The organism is Methylobacterium sp. FW306-05-D (assembly GCF_058782155.1).
This window is the reverse complement of record NZ_JBYSXL010000082.1, coordinates 1-17794: the sequence shown is the minus strand read 5'-3', so window position 1 is coordinate 17794 and position 17794 is coordinate 1. Positions and strand designations below refer to the sequence as shown.

Below are 17794 nucleotides of genomic sequence, written 5' to 3'. Positions count from 1 at the left end.
GGGGGGGGGAGGGGAGGTTGGGCCCGATCCGGTTGTGGAAGGCGTTGCCGTCCTGCGCCGCGGCGGGTCCGGGGGGACCGCCGAGGAGGAGGGCGCAGCCCAGCCAGACCGATCCGTATCCTGCCCGCGCCATCCCGCACCTCCCAATCCCGACCGGGGCGCCCCGCCGGCGTTGCCAATCCGCCGCCGACGCGCCATGTCACGGGCGGCCGCCGCGCCCGGTGCCCGCCCTCTGGAACCGGACCATGGCGGCGGCAAGGCCGCCCCGGCCCGGGGGCCGGCCCTCCGGGTGCGAGGCCCCGCCCCCCTTCGCCCGATCCTGCTCCAGGGACGCCATGAACGCCACCCTCGATCTCCTGCGCACCCGCCGCTCGGTCCCGCCGCTGCGCCTCGCTGAGCCGGGCCCGGACGCGGCCGAACTCGACGCGATCCTGACCATCGCGTCGCGCGTGCCGGACCACGGCAAGCTGGCCCCCTGGCGCTTCCTGGTGATCGCCGGCGAGGCCCGGACCCGCATCGGCGAGACCATCGCGGCGGCCTATGCGGCCGACCACCCGGAGGCCGACGCCGCCCGCCTCGACCTGGAGCGCAACCGCCTCGCGCTCGCCCCCCTCGTGGTGGCGGTGGTCGCGGGGGCCGGCCCCCACGTCAAGATCCCCGAATGGGAGCAGGTGCTCTCGGCCGGCGCCGTGGCGATGAACCTCGTGGTGGCGGCCAACGCCGCGGGCTACGCCACCGCCTGGCTCACCGAGTGGTTCGCCTACGATTCCCGCATCCTCGACGTCCTCGGCCTCGAGCCCGGCGAGCGCCTCGCGGGCTTCATCCATATCGGGCGCGCGCAGGAGGTGCCGCCCGACCGGCCCCGCCCGGCGCTGGCCGACATCGTCACCCGGCTCTGAGGGGCATCCCATGCATTACGACGCCGAGACCAAGGGCCTGCCGCACAACCCGCTGAAGGCCCTGGTGGCCCCGCGCCCGATCGGCTGGATCAGCGCGATGAACCGCGAGGGCGCCGTGAACCTCGCGCCCTATTCCTACTTCAACGCCGTGGCGGCCGGGCCCGACATGGTCATGTTCTCCTCGGCCGGGCGCAAGGACGCCATGACCTTCGCGGAGGAGGGCGGCGAGTTCGTCTGCAACCTCGCCACCTACGACCTGCGCGAGGCGGTGAACGCCACCTCGGCGCCCCTGCCCCGGGGGACGAGTGAGTTCGCCTATGCGGGCCTGACCCCGGCGCCCTCGCGAAAGGTGCGCCCGCCCCGGGTCGCCGAATCGCCGGCCGCCCTGGAGTGCAAGTGGCTGCAGACCGTGCCGCTGACGCCGCTCGACGGCAGCGACGCCTCGCACTTCCTGGTGATCGGGCAGGTGGTCTCGATCTACATCGACGACCGCTTCATCACGGACGGCCGCGTCGACACCGGCGCCATGCGGCCGATCCTGCGCGGCGGCTACTTCGACTACTTCACCGCCGAATCGGAGACCCGGTTCGAGCTGCGCCGGCCGGCCGGCGGGGGCGGGTAGGCCACTCGGCTAAGCCACCCGTCGCCGCCCCAGCCTCTCCGCGATGGCGATGCCGCCGATGACGAGGGCCAGCGCCAGGGCGTCGTGCCAGCGGACGGGCTCGCCCACCAGCAGGATGGCGAGGCCGGCCCCGAAGATCGGCACCAGGTTGACGAAGAGACCGGCCCGGTTCGGGCCGATCAGCTCGACGCCGCGCATGAAGGCGAGCTGCGCGATGAGCGAGGGCCCGAGCGCCACGAACAGCACGATGGCCCAGCCCTTGCGCGTCGGCCAGATCGTGTGGCCCAGCGCCCATTCGGCGTAGAGCGGCGGCAGGGAGGTCACGAGGGCCGAGAGCGCCACCGCGGTGAAGAAGCTCAGGCCCGAGACCTTCGGCCTGCGCGCGAGCGCCACGGTGTAGCCGGCATAGAGCAGGCAGGCGACCAGCATCAGCACGTCGCCCCGGTTGAAGGCGAAGGTGGCGAGCACCCGCCAGTCGCCGTGGGTGGCCGCCACCACGGCGCCCGCGAGCGTGACGGCCACGCCGAGGAGCTGCGCGCCCGTCACCGCCACCCGGTGGACCAGATAGTTGATCAGGATGACGAGGACCGGGATCGCCCCCTGGAACAGGGCGATGTTGATGCCGCTGGTGAACAGGCCGGCGGCGTAGAACAGGCTGGCATAGAGGGTGTAGCCGCAGGCCCCCATCAGCAGCACGTAGCGCCAGTGGCGCTTGAGCCGGTCCCACTCCGCCACGAGGCCGGCCCGGGCCGGCAGAACCAGGGCGAGGCAGGCGAAGGCCCAGCGCAGGCAGGTGAGCACCTGGGGCGAGACCTCGCCCGCCGCCCACTTGCTGGCCACCACGTTGCCGCCCCAGAGCAGCATCGTGAACACGAGGAGCGGGTAGGCGGCGGCCGACTCGGCCGCGGCCGCCGGCTCGGCCGCGCGTCCGGCGGGCGTCTCCGGGACGCGCATGGGCGGATCTCCCTGGGCTCCGGCCGGGCTCGCGGCCGGCCGACGCGGGCGGGGATAGCCCGCCGCGCCGCGCGGGGACAGGCCGCCCGGCGCAACACCGCCATCGAAATCCGCCCGCCTCCGCCGCTGGCGTCCCCCAGGGGCCGCACCCATCCCCCGCTATCGATCCGCCCGCGCTATCGACGGGCGCGCCGATTCCCTATGCCGGTGGATAAGGTTATGCCGGCCCGGAACGCGGCGGCGACACGGCCGCGGACCAATCGGGGAGGGCGAGACATCCGGTGACGTGGCGATCCCTCCTCCTCGCCGGCCTCGCGGCGGCCGGCCTCGGCGGCCTCGCCGTCTCGCCCCAGGGCGCTGCCCTCCTCGGCGAGGCGCGCGAGCGCCTCGCGGCGCTCCAGGCCAGACCCGGGGCGGCGAAACCCGCGCACCTGCCGGCCCAGCGCACCGCCGTGGAGGAGGGCCGCACCGTGGTGCGCCTCTCGGCCGCCGAGCGCGCCCGCATCGGCATCGTCACCGAGGCCCGGCCGCTCGCCGAGCACCGGGAGGAACTGCAGGCCTATGGCAGCGTCCTCGACCTCGCCCGGGTCACCGACCTGACCAACGCCTATGCCAGCGCCCGGGCCGCCCTCCAGACCGCCCAGGCCCGGGCCGAGGTCTCGCGCAGCGCCCTGCAGCGGGCGAGGTCGCTCGGTCAATACGCCACCACCGTGCAGCTCGAGACCGCGGGGGGCACCGCCCAGACCGACCAGGCCGCCCTGGCGGCGGCGGAATCGCAGGTGCGCACCCTCTCGGCCACCGCCCAGCAGGAATGGGGGCCGGTGATCGGCCGGGCCATCGTCGAGCGCTCGGCCACCATCACCCGGCTGATCGAGCGGACCGACTTCCTGGTGCAGGTCACCCTGCCCCCGGGCGAGGGCCTGAAGGGCCCGCCGGCGGCGGCCTTCGCCGAGGTGCCGCCCCAGAGCGCGCGGGTCGCCCTGACCTACGTCTCCCCCGCGACCCGCACGGACCCGCGCATCCAGGGCCTGAGCTTCTTCTACACCGTGCCGGGCGACAGCGGCTTCCTGCCCGGCATGAGCATGCTCGCCTTCCTGGCGGCGGACCGCAGCGTGACGGGCCTCAGCGTGCCCGAGGAGGCGGTGGTGCACTGGCAGGGGGGCGCCTGGATCTACCGGGCGGTGGGGCCCGACGCCTTCGCCCGCCACCGCCTGAAGGCCGACCCGCCGATGTCGGCCGACGCCTACGTGGTGGAGGACCTGCCCGGCGGCACCGAGATCGTGCTCGCCGGCGCCCAGGCGCTCCTCTCCGAGGAGATGAAGAGCCAGTTGCAGGTCTCGGGCGGCGTCGATGACGATTGAGGCGCACAGTCCCGAACCGGGGCGTTCCGGGGCGCAGGGTCACGGCGGCCCCCAGGCGGCCCTGGTCGCCTTCGCGGTGCGCTTCCGCGGCATCGTCCTGGCGCTCAGCCTGGCGCTGGCCGGCTACGGCGTCGTCGTGCTGGCCGACGCCCAGTACGACGTCTTCCCGGAATTCGCCCCGCCCGCCGTGGTGATCCAGACCGAGGCCCCGGGCCTCAACCCGGAACAGGTCGAGGTGCTGGTGACCCAGCCCGTGGAGGTGGCGGTCAACGGCCTGCCGGGGGTGGTCTCGCTCCGGTCGAGCTCGATCCAGGGCCTGTCGGTGATCACCGTGACCTTCGGGGCCGGCAGCGACATCTACCGGGTGCGCCAGCTCGTCACCGAGCGGCTGACGGCGCTGGCCGGCCGCCTGCCGCAAGGGGTGCTGCCGCCGGCGATGACGGCGCTGACCTCCGCCACCAGCACGGTGCTGCTCGTCGGCCTGACCACCGAGAGCCGCTCCGACATGGACCTGCGCACCCTGGCGGACTGGACCGTCCGCCTGCGCCTCCTCGCCGTGCCGGGCATCGCCCAGGTCTCGGTCTATGGCGGCGCGGTGCGCTCGCTGCAGGTGCAGATCCGCCCCAACGACCTCGTGCGCTTCAACGTCGGCGTCAACGACGTGCTCGCCGCCGCCCGCAAGGCCACCGGCGTGCGCGGGGCCGGCTTCGTCGATACGGCCAACCAGCGCATCGCCCTCCAGACCGACGGCCAGTCGCTCAGCCCCGAGGCGGTCTCGCGCACGGTGCTGATCAACGAGGGCGGGGCCAGCGTGACCCTGGCGGACGTCGCCACCGTGGTCGCCACCGGCGAGCCGGCGATCGGCGCCGCCCTGGTGGACGGCCGGCCCGGGGTGCTCCTCATGGTCGGCGCCCAGTACGGCGCCAACACCCGCGCGGTCACCGCCCGGGTCGAGGCCGCCCTGGAGGAGCTGCGCCCGGCCCTGTCGCGCGAGGGCGTGACCCTGCACGCCGACCTGTTCCGCCCGGCCAACTTCATCGCCATCGCCAACGGCAACGTGCTCCAGGCCCTCGGGCTCGGCGGCATCCTGGTGGTCGTGGTGCTGTTCGTCTTCCTCTACGACTGGCGCACCGCCGTGATCTCGGCGCTGGCGATCCCGCTCTCGCTCATCGCCGCCGTGGTGGCGCTCCAGGCGCTGGGCGAGAGCCTCAACACCATGACGCTGGGCGGCCTCGCCATCGCCATCGGCGAGGTGGTCGACGACGCGGTGATCGGCGTCGAGAACGTGGTCCGGCGCCTGCGCGAGAACCGCCGCCTCGGCGGCCCGCGGCCCGAGGGGCGGGTGGTCCTCGACGCCATCCTGGAGGTGCGCACGGCGGTGGCCTACGCCACCATCGCGGTGCTGCTGGTGTTCCTGCCCGTGCTCGCCCTGTCGGGCATCGCCGGCCGGCTGTTCGGCCCCCTGAGCCTGGCCTACATCCTCGCGGTGGTGGCCTCGCTGGCCGTCGCCCTCACGGTGACCCCGGCGCTGGCGATGTGGCTGCTGACGAACCGGCGCGAGGCCTCGACCGAGGAGCCGCCGGTGATGCGCGCCGCGCGCCGCCTCTACGCCCGCCTGTTGACCCGGATCGACCGCTTCCCGCGCCTCGTCATGGCCTGCGGCCTCCTCGTCACCCTCCTGGGGGCCGCCTTGGTGCCGTTCTTCGGCTCGACCTTCCTGCCCGACCTCAAGGAGGGCCACCTGATCCTGCACATGGCGGCCGCCCCCGGCACCTCGCTGCAGGAATCCCTGCGGCTGGGCACCCGCATCACCGCCGCCCTCAAGGAGATCCCGGGCATCCGGGCGGTCGCCTCGCAGATCGGCCGGGCCGAGGCGGGCCAGGACACCGCCGGCACCCATTACAGCGAGATCCACATCGACCTGGAGCCCGGCCTCGACGGGGCGGGGCAGGGGGCGGCGGAGGCCCGGATCCGGGCCGTGATGGCGGGCTTCCCCGGGGCCGCCTTCTCCCTCAAGACCTTCCTCACCGAGCGGATCGAGGAGACGGTCTCGGGCTTCACCGCGCCGGTGGTGATCAACGTCTTCGGCACCGATCTCTCCGCCATCGAGACCGCCGCCCGCGACATCGCCCGCGAGCTCGCCGAGGTCCGGGGCGCGGTCGACATCCAGCAGAGCTCCCCGGCCGGCCTGCCCCAGGTCAATGTGGGCCTGAGGCCCAACGACCTGCGCCACTGGGGCCTCTCGGCCATCGAGGTCATGGAGGTGGTGCGCACCGCCTACCAGGGCGACATCGTCGGCCAGACCTATGCGGGCAACGCGGTGTTCAACGTCCTCGTCATCCTCGATTCCGCCACGCGGGGCCGGCTCTCGGCCCTCGCCGACCTGCCCCTGCGCGGCTCCGGCGGCCGGGTGGTGCGCCTCGCGCAGGTGGCGGACATCTACGAGACCTCCGGCCGCTACCAGGTCCAGCACGAGGGCGCGCAGCGGGTCCAGGCGGTCACCGCCAACGTGACGGGGCGCGACGTGGCCGGCTTCGTGGCCGATGCCCGGCGCAAGATCGCCCGCGAGGTCGCCCTGCCCCCCGGCACCTATGTGGGCTTCGCCGGCTCGGCCGAGGCGCAGGCGCGGGCCCGGCGCGACCTCCTGGTCTATTCGGGGCTGGCCGGCCTCGGCATCGTGCTGCTGCTCGCCATCGTCACGGGGAGCCTGCGCAACCTGATGCTGGTGCTGGTCAACCTGCCCTTCGCCTTCGTGGGCGGGGTGCTCGCGGTCTTCGCCACCGGGGCGGTGCTGTCGCTGGGCTCGATCGTGGGCTTCGTGACCCTGTTCGGGATCTCCCTGCGCAACACCATCATGATGATCGCCCATTACGAGCACCTCGTGGTGGAGGAGGGGCAGGCCTGGGACCGGGACACGGCGGTGCTCGGGGCCGCCGACCGGATGGTGCCGATCCTGATGACCTCCCTCGTGACCGGGCTGGGCCTCCTGCCCCTCGCCCTCGGGGCCGGCGAGCCCGGCCGCGAGATCGAGGGTCCGATGGCCATCGTCATCCTGGGCGGCCTCGCCACCTCGACGGTGCTCAACCTCCTCATCCTGCCGACCCTGGCCCTGCGCTTCGCGCGCTTCGGGGCGCCGCAGGGCAGGGCGCTTCAGCCGGTGGCCTGAGGCGCCCTCGCCGGCCCGCCATCCTGGGCCGGCGGCGCGGCCAAGCCCCGCCCGTAGGCGCCCGCCCACCGGAGTCCGTCATGCGCCCGACGCCGTTCTCCCTCCTCCTGGTCCCGGTCCTCTGGAGCGTGCCCGCCGCCCGGGCCCTCGAGGTGCCGGTGGCACCGCCGGTCGAGGCGACGCCGGGCGATTCTGCGCGGGGCGAATCCGCACCGGGCAGCCCCGCGCCGGGCAGTCCTATGCCGATCCAGGTCTTTCCGATGGCCCGGGTCGTGCCGAAGGGCGAGGCGCGGGGCATCGCCTTCTTCGCCTACCTCTATCCCGACTGCGCGTCCCAGGGGCCGGTGGTGGCCCGCATCCTGGAGCCCCCGCGCCGCGGCACGGTGACGTTCGCCCCGGCCGAGTCCTTCCCGCGCTACGCGCCGGGCTCGCCGCTGGCGCCGTGCAACGCCCGGAAGGTGCCGGGCCTGCGGATGACCTACGAGACGGAGGAGGGCATCGAGGGTCTCGACACCACCCGCATCCTCACCATCAACCCGGACGGCACGGCGGCGGAGTACGCGGTGAAGATCTGGATCCGCTGACGGGCCCAAGAGGGCTCAGGAACCGGCTTGGGACGCGGCTCGGGAACCGGCCCCAGACCCCGTCCGACAGCCCAGGAACGCCGTTCGCATAAGATATATTATGGAACCTGCGCCGCATGAATCCGGGGCAGGGGGCCCGGACAGACGAAGAGTTCACCCATTCCCGACACCGGGTATTCATGCAATCTCCACACCGGCGATTCACGCCGTTGCCAGTTCCCAGCCCCTCGCGGCCGCCAGCGATGCTAAACCGCTGGCGGACGTCACAATTCCTCCTCATAATACATGATACCGGGCACTGTCCGAACGGTCGCCCGTCCGAATCGATCCTCTCCAAAGCGAACGCGATGCCGATCCTTGCGCGCCCCTCCGCTGCCCTGAGCCTGGCCCTGCTGGCCTTCGGGTCCGTCACGTTCGCCACCGGCGCGCAGGCCGAGCCGCAGCGCCCCGACCTGGTGCAGCCCCCCCAGGCCATCGCGACGGAGGGCGCGGCCCGGCCGGTCGTCCGGACGGCGATCCCGCGCCGCGCCCTCGCCCGCCTGCCCCGCCTGGCCGGCCTCATCGCCCAGGGCCAGGCCATCCGCATCGTGGCCTTCGGCTCGTCCTCGACCGAGGGCTCGGGCGCCTCCTCGCCGGCCACCACCTACCCGGCCCAGCTCCAGCGCGACCTCGCGGCCCGGCTCGGCGTGACGGATGCGGAGAACTCCTCCGTCACGGTGCTGAACCGCGGCAAGGGCGGCGACGATTCCGAGGCCATGGCCCGGCGGCTGGAGCGCGACGTGCTCGCCGACAAGCCGGACCTCGTGATCTGGCAGACCGGCAGCAACGATCCGATGAGCGGCGTCAGCGTCGCGCGCTTCACCGAACTCACCCGCGCCGGCATCCTCGCCATGCGGGCCACCGGGGCGGACGTGGTCCTGATGGACCAGCAATGGTGCAAGAAGCTCTCGACCACCGACGGGGCCGAGGCCTACGGCGTCGCCCTGCATGCCATCGCCACCGAACTCAACGTGCCGGTGATCCGCCGCAACGCGATGATGCGGGCCTGGGCCGCGCAGGGGCTGCTGTCCCCGACCCAGATGATCGGCCCGGACGGCCTGCACATGACCGATGCGGGCTACGACCGCCTGGCCCGCGCCGCCACGGCGCAGATCCTGGCCAATGCCGGCCTGCCGCAGGACGCCAACACCCAGAACTGAGGCCCGACCGGGGAGGCGGCCGGGACCGCCCTCCTCCGCGCGCCTCACAGGTCCAGCGTGACGCTCAGGCCGTCATGGGCCGGCACGACGTTCGGCGGCAGCTTGGCCGCCAGGGTCGCGTAGTCGAGATCCGTGTGCAGATTGGTCAGGATCGCCCGGCGCGGACGCACCGTCTCGATCAGCGCCAGGGCGTCCGAGACCGAGTAGTGGGTCGGGTGCGGGGTCTCCCGCAGGGCATCGATGATCAGCAGGTCGAGGCCGTGCAGCCGGGCCTGCGACGCCTCCGGCATCAGGCTGACGTCGGGGGCGTAGGCCGCGGGGCCGAAGCGGAAGCCGAGAGCCGCCTCGTTGCCGTGCTCCAGGCCGAAGGGCAGGGCCGTGAGCGCACCGCCCGGGCCCTCCACCCGCATCGCCTCCCCCTCCGCCAGGTCGTGCAGGTCGAGGATCGGCGGGTACTCGCTGCCGGGCGGCGTCTCGAAGCAGTAGCCGAACCGCGCCGCCAGGAGGCCGCGCGTCCGGGCATCGGCGAAGACCGGGATGCGCCGGCGCATGTGGATCACGAGGGCCCGCACGTCGTCGATGCCGTGGGTGTGGTCGGCATGGGCATGGGTGAACAGGATGGCGTCGAGGCGCTGGACCGCCGCGTCGAGCAATTGCTCGCGCAGGTCCGGCGCGGTGTCGACCAGGAGGGTGGTGGCCGCCCCGGCCCCGCCCTGGCGCTCCACCAGGAGCGAGCAGCGCCGGCGCCGGTTCCGCGGCTCGGCCGGGTCGCAGGCTCCCCAGCCGTAGCCCACGCGGGGCACGCCGCCGGACGAGCCGCAGCCGAGGATCGTCAATCGCAATGCGCCCATCGGCACCTCCGCCCCCGTTGGTACCGGAGCGGGCCGGGGCCTGTCACGCCCGATCCGGCCCCCCTGCCCGGCTCAGCCCGCGGCCTTGTGGAACAGGCGGTGGAAATTGGCCGTCGTCAGCGCAGCGAAGTCCGAAAACTCCATCGCGAGGGTCTGGGCGAGGGCGCGGGCCGTGTCCGCCGTATAGGCCGGCTCGTTGGTGCGGCCGCGATGCGGCTCGGGCGCCAGGAACGGGGCGTCGGTCTCCACCAGGAGGCGGTCGGGCGGCACCGACCGGGCGATCGCCCGCAGGTCGTGCGAGCGCCGGAAGGTGACGATGCCCGAGAAGGACACGCAGAAGCCGAGTTCGACGCCGACCTCGGCCAGGCGCGCGCCCGACGAGAAGCAGTGCAGGACGGCCGTGAACGTGCCGCGCGCCATCTCGTCCACCAGGATCGCCTCCATCTCCGCATCGGCGTCGCGGGAATGGATGACCAGCGGCAGGCCGGTCTCGCGGGCGGCCGCGATGTGACGGCGGAAGACGCGCTCCTGCACCGCCTCGGGGGCGGCGTTGTCGTAGTGGAAGTCGAGGCCCGCCTCGCCGATGCCGATGCAGCGGGGATGCTGCGCGCACGCCACGATGACCGCGGTCGGCACGTCGGGCTCATCGCCCGCCCCGTCCGGGTGGGTGCCGATGGTGTGCCAGATCTCCGGGTGCGCCTCCGACAGGGCCTCGTAGGTCCGGGCCTTGGCGACCCGGGTGGAGATCGTGACCATCCGGGTCACGCCGGCGGACCGGGCGCGGGCGATGACGCCCGGCAGGTCCTCCGAAAAGTTCGGAAAATCCAGGTGGCAATGGCTGTCGACCAGCATGGATGGACTCGGAATTCCTGAGAGTTTCGGGGCCGGCGGGCCGCTCGGAGCGCGGGAGAGCCGGGCCTCAGCCCGCGCCGTCCTTCGCCCTGACGTAGCTCTTCAGCACGGCGTTGATCTGGGATTGGTAGCCTTTGCCGAGACTTCGGAAATGCCGCAGTACCTCCTGATCGAGGCGCAGGGTGATCTGCTCCTTGGTCTCGGGCCTGGCAACCGGCAGCCTGTCCCAGAAGCCGGGGGGAATCGCGCCCGCATCCGGATCCTGCGCGGCGCGGCGCGCGGCCTCGTCGTCGCTCATCGCCTTGAAAGCCGTGCTCAGAGGCTCGGCGGGTGGCATGGCATCGAGGCTGTCGAACCGCACCGTCGTCGGGGAGTCGGAGATCGGGGTTTCAGAGATCTCGGATCCGGACATTTCGGGCCTGGATGTAGACTTCCTGCTCATGCCGTCCCGCCTTCCATGCCGAGATGATCCGGATATCGTCCCCGCGCGGGGTATGGATCACGCAGAGCACGCTCCCGTCATACGCCCCGAGGGTGATGAAGCGCGGCTCGCCATAGGAGCGCCGCGTGTCCTCACGGGTCAGCACAAACCCGCGAAAGACCTCGACGGCCTGTCGGAATCCGATCCGGTGCTTGGCCTGATTGGCCGCATCCTTGTCCGGGTCCCATTGAAATCCCATCCCTCACCGTCGTTACGAAATGTAGTGCGCGGGAGCCTGCGTGACCAGCCCTCAGGACGAAGGCGCCTCCGGCTCGACGAAGCGCGGGAACAGGCCGACGGGGGCGGGGAGCGCCGTGCCGGGCACCAGGCGACCGCCCTCCCCCACATCGGCCAGCCGGCGCCGGTCCGCCGGCACGGCCAGGAGGTCGAGGAGCTTGGCGCCGGAGCCCGGCATGAAGGGCTGCACCAGGATGCCGATGGCCCGCAGGGTCTCGGCCACCACGTAGAGCGCGGCCGCCATCCGGGCCGGATCGGATTTCCGCAGCACCCAGGGCTTCTGCGCGTCGAAGTAGCGGTCGGCGGCCGTGATCACGGCCCAGATCTCGGCGAGCGCCGTGTGCAGGGCGAGCCGATCCATGGCCTCGCGCACGGTGCCCGGCAGGGCATCGGCCAGGGCCAGCAAGGCGCGGTCGTCGTCCGTAAAGGTGCCGTGCTCGGGGACCAGCCCCGAACAGTTCTTGGCGATCATCGAGAGCGAGCGCTGGGCGAGGTTGCCCAGCCCGTTCGAGAGGTCCGCCGTGTAGCGGGTGATGATCGCCTCGTGGCTGTAGTTGCCGTCGCCGCCGAAGGGCACCTCGCGCAGCACGAAGTGGCGCAGCGCGTCGACGCCGTAGGTGGCGATCAGGTCCATCGGATCGACGACGTTGCCCAGCGACTTCGACATCTTCTCGCCCTTGGAGAGCAGGAAGCCGTGGCCGAAGACGCGCTTGGGCAGCGGCAGCCCCGCCGACATCAGGAAGGCCGGCCAGTACACCGCGTGGAAGCGGACGATGTCCTTGCCGATGACGTGCAGGTCCATCGGCCAGAATCGCGTCCGCGGGTCGGCCGCGTCGGGGAAGCCCGTGACGGTGAGGTAGTTCGTCAGCGCGTCGACCCAGACGTACATGACGTGGTCGGAATGCCCCGGCACCGGCACGCCCCAGTCGAAGTTGGTGCGGCTCACCGAGAAGTCCTTGAGGCCGGAGCGCACGAAGCTCGCCACCTCGTTGCGCCGGGTCTCGGGGCCGATGAAATCGGGCTCGGCCTCGTAGAGGGCGAGGAGCCGGTCCTGGTAGGCCGAGAGCCGGAACAGGAAGTTCTCCTCCTCCATCCAAGTCAGGGGCGTGCCGGTCTCGCGGGAGCGCCGGGCGCCGTCGGGGCCGAGTTCGGTCTCGTCCTCGGCGTAGTAGGCCTCGTCGCGCACCGAGTACCAGCCGGCATATTTCGACAGGTAGAGGTCGCCGTTGGCCTCCATCCGGCGCCACAGGTCCTGGGCGGCGGCGTAGTGCGCGGGCTCGGTGGTGCGGATGAAGCGGTCGTGGCTGCAGCCCAGGGCCTCGGCCATGGCGCGGAAGCGCGCGGACATGTCGTCGACGAGTTCGCGCGGGGTGATCCCGGCCTTGGCGGCCGTCTGCTGGATCTTGACGCCGTGCTCGTCGGTGCCCGTGGAGAACAGCACGTCGTAGCCGTCGAGGCGCTTGAAGCGGGCGATCGCGTCCGTGGCGATCACCTCGTAGGCGTGGCCGATATGCGGCGCGCCGTTGGGATAGGAGATCGCGGTGGAGAGACCGAAGGTCTTCGCGGTTGCCGGGTCGGTGGCGGTCACGTCGAGGGGTTCCCCGGATACAGGGTTCACAGGATCAGGCCCCGGACTCGGGTCCTGGGATCACAGGACGGCGGAAGCCTAAGCTGACTTGCGTTGGGGTACCAACGCAAGTCAGCTTAGGCTCTTGTTGTGTCGCAGATTTTTGTCGCAAAACCGGCGGCCGCTTCTGCGAAATCTGCTTAGCATGCCGCGTCAGGCGGCGTCGCGGAGCGCGCCGGCCAGGTCGCCGAACAGGGACAGGACCAGCGGCCGGCGGTCGAGATTGTAGGTCGCGGCCTCCCGCGCGGCGCGGGCGATCTTGTCACACACCTCGACCAGGGCCGCAAGGCGGGCGGGCGGCGCGTGCCGGCGCCGGTCGAGCTCGGCCGAGACGAAGCGGAAGACCGTGTCGAGGCTGGCCGCGAAGAGCTCGTCGGACTCGCGGGCCGAGAGCTTCTCGGCCAGGGCCAGGATGCGCCGCCAGTCCGGCTGGTCGAGGCGGGCGAGCAGGGTCTCGACCTCCGCGACCAGGCCGGCCCGGGCCGGATCGAGCAGGGCGACGGCCTCGGCGACGGAGCCCTCCGAGAGCCGCGCCGCCCGGGCGAGCGCCTCGGCGCCGGGCTGGACGAAGGGCGGCGCGAAGCCGCCGATCACCCGCGCCACGTCGTCTTGCGCGAGCGGGCGCAGGGTCAGGGCCCGGCAGCGCGAGCGGATGGTGGGCAGGAGCCGGCCCGGCGCGTGGCTGACGATGAGGAACAGGCAGCGGGGCGGGGGCTCCTCCACCATCTTGAGGAGGGCGTTGGCGCTGTTGGCGTTGAGGTCCTCGGCGCTGTCGACGATGCAGATGCGGTAGCCCGCATTGCCGGCGGTGGAGCCGAAGAGCGCGAGGGCGCCGCGGGCCGCATCCACCGAGATCCGGGTCGCCAGGGTCTTGGCGTTGGGGGCCCGGGTCCGGCGCAGGGCCACGAGGTTGGGATGCGACAGGGCCGCGACCTGGCGCGCCGCCGGGTGGTCGGGATCGACGGCGAGGCTCGCGGGCGCGCCCCGCGCCGCCGGGTTGGCGACGAGCCAGCGGGCGACCCGGTAGGCCAGCGTCGCCTTGCCGATGCCGCGTGGGCCGCCGATCAGCCAGGCGTGGTGCAGGCGCCCCGCGGCGATCGCCTCGACGAAGGCGGCCTCGGCCTCGGCATGGCCGACGAGGTCGGCCTGCTCGCGCGGGCGCGGGACCTCGGTCAGGTCGCCGGGCTCGACATCCTCGGGGGCGCGCTCAGGCCGCATCGCCGTGCTCCGTCCCGGATCGGCCGCCCGGCGCGTCGCCGGAGCGGGCCGGCAGCAGCCCGGGCAGGCGCTCGGCCACCGCGGCGCGGATCGCGGCCTCGACGGCGTCGGCGGGCAGGGCGGCGTTGACGACCGCGCAGCGCCCCGGCTCCTCCGCCGCGACGGCGAGGAAGGCCGCGCGCAGGCGGGCGTGGAAGGCCAGGGCCTCGGCCTCGAAGCGGTCGACCGCGTCGTCGGACCCCGCGTCGCGGCGCGCCCGCGCCCGGGCGAGCCCGAGCTCCGGGTCGCAGTCGAGGATCAGGGTCAGGTCGGGCCGGGTCGGGCCGACGACGACGCCCTCGAGGGCGGCCAGCACGGCCGGGTCGAGGCCGCCGGCCGCCCCCTGGTAGGCCCGGGTCGAGTCGGCGAAGCGGTCGCAGAGCACGATCTCGCCCCGCGCCAGCGCCGGGCGGATCAGGGTGTCGAGATGGTCGATCCGCGCGGCGGAGAACAGCAGCGCCTCGGCGAAGGGGCCGTAGGGCTTGGCCAGCCCGGCGAGCAGCGCCTCGCGGATGCGCTCGGCCTTGGGCGAGCCGCCGGGCTCGCGCGTCGTCAGCACGGGGCGGCCGGACTCGGCCCGGAGCTGCGTGGCGAGGCGGCGGATCTGCGTCGACTTGCCGGCCCCCTCCCCGCCCTCGAAGGTGATGAAGGTCCCTCCCCGCGTCCCGGGCGCCGTCACGACTTCGCGCCGGCCTTCTCGAACGCCTTGCGGAACAGGCCGGTGCCGACCTCCCAGGCCGCGTCGAGCGCCCGCTGCGGAAGGGTGCCGGCCTCCACGGTGTCGCCGGCATAGAGCGGCTGGTCGAGGGCCTGGGTGTCGCCGCGGGTGATGCGCAGGCGGCCGACCTCGCGGCCCTGCTCCACCGGGGCGACCAGGGGTCCCTGGTAAACGACCCGGGCGGTGATCTTGTCGCCGGAGCCCCGCGGCAGCAGCACCCGCACGGCCTTCTTGGCGACGAGCGGAACGCTGCCGGCCGCGCCCCCATAGACTGAGGCCTCCGCCACGGTCTCGCCGGCGCCGAAGACCTGGCGCGGCTCGAAGGCGCGGAAGCCCCACTCCATCAGCTTGCGCGATTCCGCCGCCCGGTCGCGGGCGGTCTTCAGGCCACTCACCACCATGATCAGGCGCTGCCCGTTCTGCACCGCCGAGCCCGTCAGGCCGTAGCCGGATTCCTCGAGGTAGCCGGTCTTCAGGCCGTCGGCGCCGATGTCGAGAGTGAGCAGCGGGTTGCGGTTCTGCTGCTTGATCTTGTTCCAGGTGAACTCGCGCTCGGCGAAGATCTTGTACAGGTCCGGATAGGTCTCGATCAGGTGCAGGGCGAGCTTGGCGAGATCGCGCGCGGTCACCTTCTGGTCGGGGGCCGAATAGCCGGTCGCGTTGCGGAAGGTCGAGCGCGTCAGGCCGATCTCCCGGGCCCGGGCCGTCATCATCCGCCCGAAATTCTCCTCCGAGCCGGCGATGCCCTCGCCGATGGCGATGGCGGCATCGTTGCCCGACTGCACGATCAGGCCGCGCAGCAGGTCGGACAGCTTGATGCGGCTGTTGAGCTGGGCGAACATCGAGGAGCCGCCGCCCCCCGCCCCGCCCCGGCGCCAGGCGTCCTCGGTGATCTGGAACTCCGAGTCCATGGTGAGCCGGCCCTGCCGGATCTCGTTGAACACGATCTCGGTGGTCATCAGCTTGGCCATGCTGGCCGGGGAGAAGAGCTCGTCGGCCCCCTTCTCGAACAGCACCGAGCCGGAATCGGCATCGATCAGGATCGCGTGCGGCGCCGCCGTCTGGAAGCTCTGGGCCAGGGCCGAGCCCGCCGCGAACAGGCTCAGCGCCGCGGCGAGGACGAGGCCCGACACCGCCGCGCGGCCCGATCCGTTCCGACCCGCGAGGACCACTCTCACACCCATACCCTGTCTCACGCCCCGCCTCACGCCGACCCGCTCATCGCCCCCACGATCAAGCGTGACGTTACAGGCATTCGGCGCCGAGATCGAACGCAAATCGCGTGCGATTTCCATCGCGCGTCGATGCGTCCCGACGGCCGCCGACGCGCCGCGGTGCGGCTCAGCGGGCCTCGGCGAACTGGGCGCGGGTCCGGGCCGGCGCCTTGGCCGCGACGGCCGCCCGCTCCGCGGAAACGCCCTTGGCGGCCGGGGCGCCCTTGGTGACGGAGGCGACCTTAGCCACCGGGACGACCTTGGCGGCGGAGGCGACCTGGGCCACCGCGGCGGACGGACCCGAGGGCGCGGTCTTGCCGAGAAGCGCGGTCTTGCCGAGAGGCGCGGCCTTGGCGAGCAGCACGGGCCCGGCCGTCTTGGTGCCGGCCGTCTTGCCGCCGGCCATCGCCCTGGCGTCCGCCATCCGGGCGGCGGGCTGGGCATGGGCGCCCGTGCGGGACGCAGGCGCGTCGGCCGCCGGCCTGGCGGGAGCGGCGGCGAAGCGGGCGGCGCCGCGCGGGTCGGCCTTGCCCGGGCCGGCACCGGCCTGGGCGAGCTTCGGCGCTCCCGGCCCCTTGCCGGTTGTCGGCGCGGCGGCGAGGCGGCTCGCGGCCTGCGGCTCGGGCCGCGCCCCGGCGAGCCGCAGCGGCGGCGGGGTCAGGCTGAGGGGCGCGGGCCGGGCGGCCGCCAGGGTCTCGCGCGGCTCGGACATGTGCCGCACGGGCCGGAACCCGTCGGCCCGCGCGGCCGTCGGCTGCAGTGCGGCCGTCGGCTGCAGTGCGGCCGGAACCGCGACGGTGGCGGCGCTCGCCACCAGGATGGGGGTCGGCTTGACCGGACGGGGAGCCGCCTCGGTCGCGACGGTCTCCTCGACGGCCGGCCGGTCCTCGGCCTCCTTGAAGGCCAGGGCCGGGCGGCTCGCCCGGGCGAGGCGCTCGGAGGAGCCCTGCGGCGCGTCCGGACCGAGATCGGCCAGCATGACCGGCGCCGCGCCGCGGATGGCGGCGGGCTGGCCGTCGGTGCGCAGGGTGGCGAGGAGCTTGCGGTCGTCGCTGCCGGCGGTGGAGGCCTTGCCGGCATATTCGACGCGGACCCGGGCGGTGCCGCTGCGGCGGAATTCGAGCGCCTCGGCCACCTCCTCGGAGACGTCCATCAGGCGGTTGGCGTGATAGGGGCCGCGATCGTTCACCCGCACGATCATCGAGTGGCCGTTGGCGAGGTTGGTGACGCGGGCGTAGCTCGGCAGCGGCAGGGTCGGGTGCGCCGCCGCGATGGAGTGGCGGTCGAACACCTCGCCGTTGGCGGTCATGCGCCCGTGGAAGGCCGAGCCGTACCAGGAGGCCAGGCCCTCGCGGACGTAGCCCTTGGCGTCCTCGCGCGGGACGTAGGTGCGCCCGGCCACCACGTAGGGCTTGCCCGAGAAGCGGCGCCCGCCCCCCTTCGGGATCACGTCGCCCTCGTTGTAGAGGCGCGGACTGGCCTTGACGCCGTATTTCGGGTCGAGTCCGGAGCCGCTCCCCGCGGGCCCGGCGAACTTCTGGGGAGTCTGCGCGCAATTGGCGGTGGTGAGCGCCACGGCCGAGACCGCCAGCAGCCGCCAGAGCGGCAGCGGGGCCGGCCCCGGATGTCCCGGCTTCGTCTTACGCGCCATCGCGATGATCCGCCCCAGCCCCCGCCCCGATCCACACGCTACGCTTGGAGGGGACCGCCGGCGGGCGAGAGCAGGACCGGACGAACCCCCTCGGAGGCGGCCTGACCCTTGGGGTTGAACT

Annotated in this window: 16 protein-coding genes; 6 read left to right on the top strand and 10 right to left on the bottom strand. The window is 73.3% G+C overall.

The features are described from left to right. Nucleotides 1-335: 335 nt before the first annotated feature. Entirely contained in the window at nt 336-899 is a 564-nt protein-coding gene (locus tag AC3WLN_RS20450) for a nitroreductase family protein (RefSeq protein ID WP_492484331.1), read from the top strand. A 10-nt stretch (nt 900-909) separates the two neighbouring features. Further along, nucleotides 910-1521: a flavin reductase family protein gene (locus AC3WLN_RS20445; protein ID WP_492484329.1), complete on the top strand. Its 612-nt coding sequence runs from the start codon at nt 910-912 to the stop codon at nt 1519-1521. A 9-nt stretch (nt 1522-1530) separates the two neighbouring features. Here AC3WLN_RS20445 and AC3WLN_RS20440 read toward each other — a convergent pair whose 3' ends face one another. After that, nucleotides 1531-2475 carry a DMT family transporter gene (locus AC3WLN_RS20440; RefSeq protein ID WP_492484327.1) on the bottom strand — a complete coding sequence of 315 codons (945 nt, stop codon included), beginning with the start codon at nt 2473-2475 and terminating at the stop codon, nt 1531-1533. A 281-nt stretch (nt 2476-2756) separates the two neighbouring features. Here AC3WLN_RS20440 and AC3WLN_RS20435 point away from each other — a divergent pair, with 281 nt between their 5' ends. The 4 genes from AC3WLN_RS20435 (at nt 2757) to AC3WLN_RS20420 (ending at nt 8785) form a co-directional block, all read left to right on the top strand. Next, nucleotides 2757-3836 carry an efflux RND transporter periplasmic adaptor subunit gene (locus tag AC3WLN_RS20435; RefSeq protein ID WP_492484326.1) on the top strand — a complete coding sequence of 360 codons (1080 nt, stop codon included), beginning with the start codon at nt 2757-2759 and terminating at the stop codon, nt 3834-3836. Further along, a complete protein-coding gene (locus tag AC3WLN_RS20430) occupies nt 3826-7002 on the top strand; it encodes an efflux RND transporter permease subunit (RefSeq protein WP_492484324.1) in 3177 nt (1058 codons plus the stop codon). Before AC3WLN_RS20435 ends, AC3WLN_RS20430 begins: the two co-directional genes overlap by 11 nt. An 80-nt stretch (nt 7003-7082) precedes the next feature. Continuing rightward, nucleotides 7083-7586: a hypothetical protein gene (locus AC3WLN_RS20425; protein ID WP_492484322.1), complete on the top strand. Its 504-nt coding sequence runs from the start codon at nt 7083-7085 to the stop codon at nt 7584-7586. 347 nt (nt 7587-7933) lie between these two features. Continuing rightward, entirely contained in the window at nt 7934-8785 is an 852-nt protein-coding gene (locus AC3WLN_RS20420) for an SGNH/GDSL hydrolase family protein (protein WP_492484321.1), read from the top strand. Between the two features lie 44 nt (nt 8786-8829). Here the strand turns inward: AC3WLN_RS20420 and AC3WLN_RS20415 are convergent, their stop codons facing one another. From AC3WLN_RS20415 to AC3WLN_RS20375, 9 genes are all read right to left on the bottom strand, one after another. Beyond that, the gene (locus tag AC3WLN_RS20415; RefSeq protein WP_492484319.1) at nt 8830-9636 is read right to left on the bottom strand and encodes an MBL fold metallo-hydrolase; all 807 of its coding nucleotides are present in this window, start codon (nt 9634-9636) and stop codon (nt 8830-8832) included. Between the two features lie 72 nt (nt 9637-9708). After that, the gene (locus AC3WLN_RS20410; protein ID WP_492484317.1) at nt 9709-10488 is read right to left on the bottom strand and encodes a TatD family hydrolase; all 780 of its coding nucleotides are present in this window, start codon (nt 10486-10488) and stop codon (nt 9709-9711) included. 67 nt (nt 10489-10555) lie between these two features. Then, on the bottom strand, nt 10556-10900 hold the full coding sequence (locus tag AC3WLN_RS20405; RefSeq protein ID WP_492484315.1) for a BrnA antitoxin family protein: 345 nt from the start codon (nt 10898-10900) through the stop codon (nt 10556-10558). Then, nucleotides 10878-11168, bottom strand: coding sequence for a BrnT family toxin (locus tag AC3WLN_RS20400; RefSeq protein ID WP_492484314.1), 291 nt, complete (start codon nt 11166-11168; stop codon nt 10878-10880). Before AC3WLN_RS20400 ends, AC3WLN_RS20405 begins: the two co-directional genes overlap by 23 nt. A 51-nt stretch (nt 11169-11219) precedes the next feature. Further along, nucleotides 11220-12794, bottom strand: a complete 1575-nt coding sequence (gene metG, locus AC3WLN_RS20395) for a methionine--tRNA ligase (protein WP_492484312.1) — start codon at nt 12792-12794, stop codon at nt 11220-11222. Between the two features lie 192 nt (nt 12795-12986). Next, nucleotides 12987-14051 carry a DNA polymerase III subunit delta' gene (locus AC3WLN_RS20390; protein WP_492484311.1) on the bottom strand — a complete coding sequence of 355 codons (1065 nt, stop codon included), beginning with the start codon at nt 14049-14051 and terminating at the stop codon, nt 12987-12989. After that, the gene (tmk, locus tag AC3WLN_RS20385; protein ID WP_492484309.1) at nt 14041-14769 is read right to left on the bottom strand and encodes a dTMP kinase; all 729 of its coding nucleotides are present in this window, start codon (nt 14767-14769) and stop codon (nt 14041-14043) included. The genes AC3WLN_RS20390 and tmk overlap by 11 nt, the downstream gene beginning before the upstream one ends. Continuing rightward, complete coding sequence (locus tag AC3WLN_RS20380) at nt 14766-15992, bottom strand: D-alanyl-D-alanine carboxypeptidase family protein (RefSeq protein ID WP_492484307.1); 1227 nt, start codon at nt 15990-15992, stop codon at nt 14766-14768. Before AC3WLN_RS20380 ends, tmk begins: the two co-directional genes overlap by 4 nt. A gap of 157 nt (nt 15993-16149) precedes the next feature. Then, nucleotides 16150-17673 carry a septal ring lytic transglycosylase RlpA family protein gene (locus AC3WLN_RS20375; RefSeq protein ID WP_492484305.1) on the bottom strand — a complete coding sequence of 508 codons (1524 nt, stop codon included), beginning with the start codon at nt 17671-17673 and terminating at the stop codon, nt 16150-16152. Nucleotides 17674-17794 lie beyond the last annotated feature (121 nt).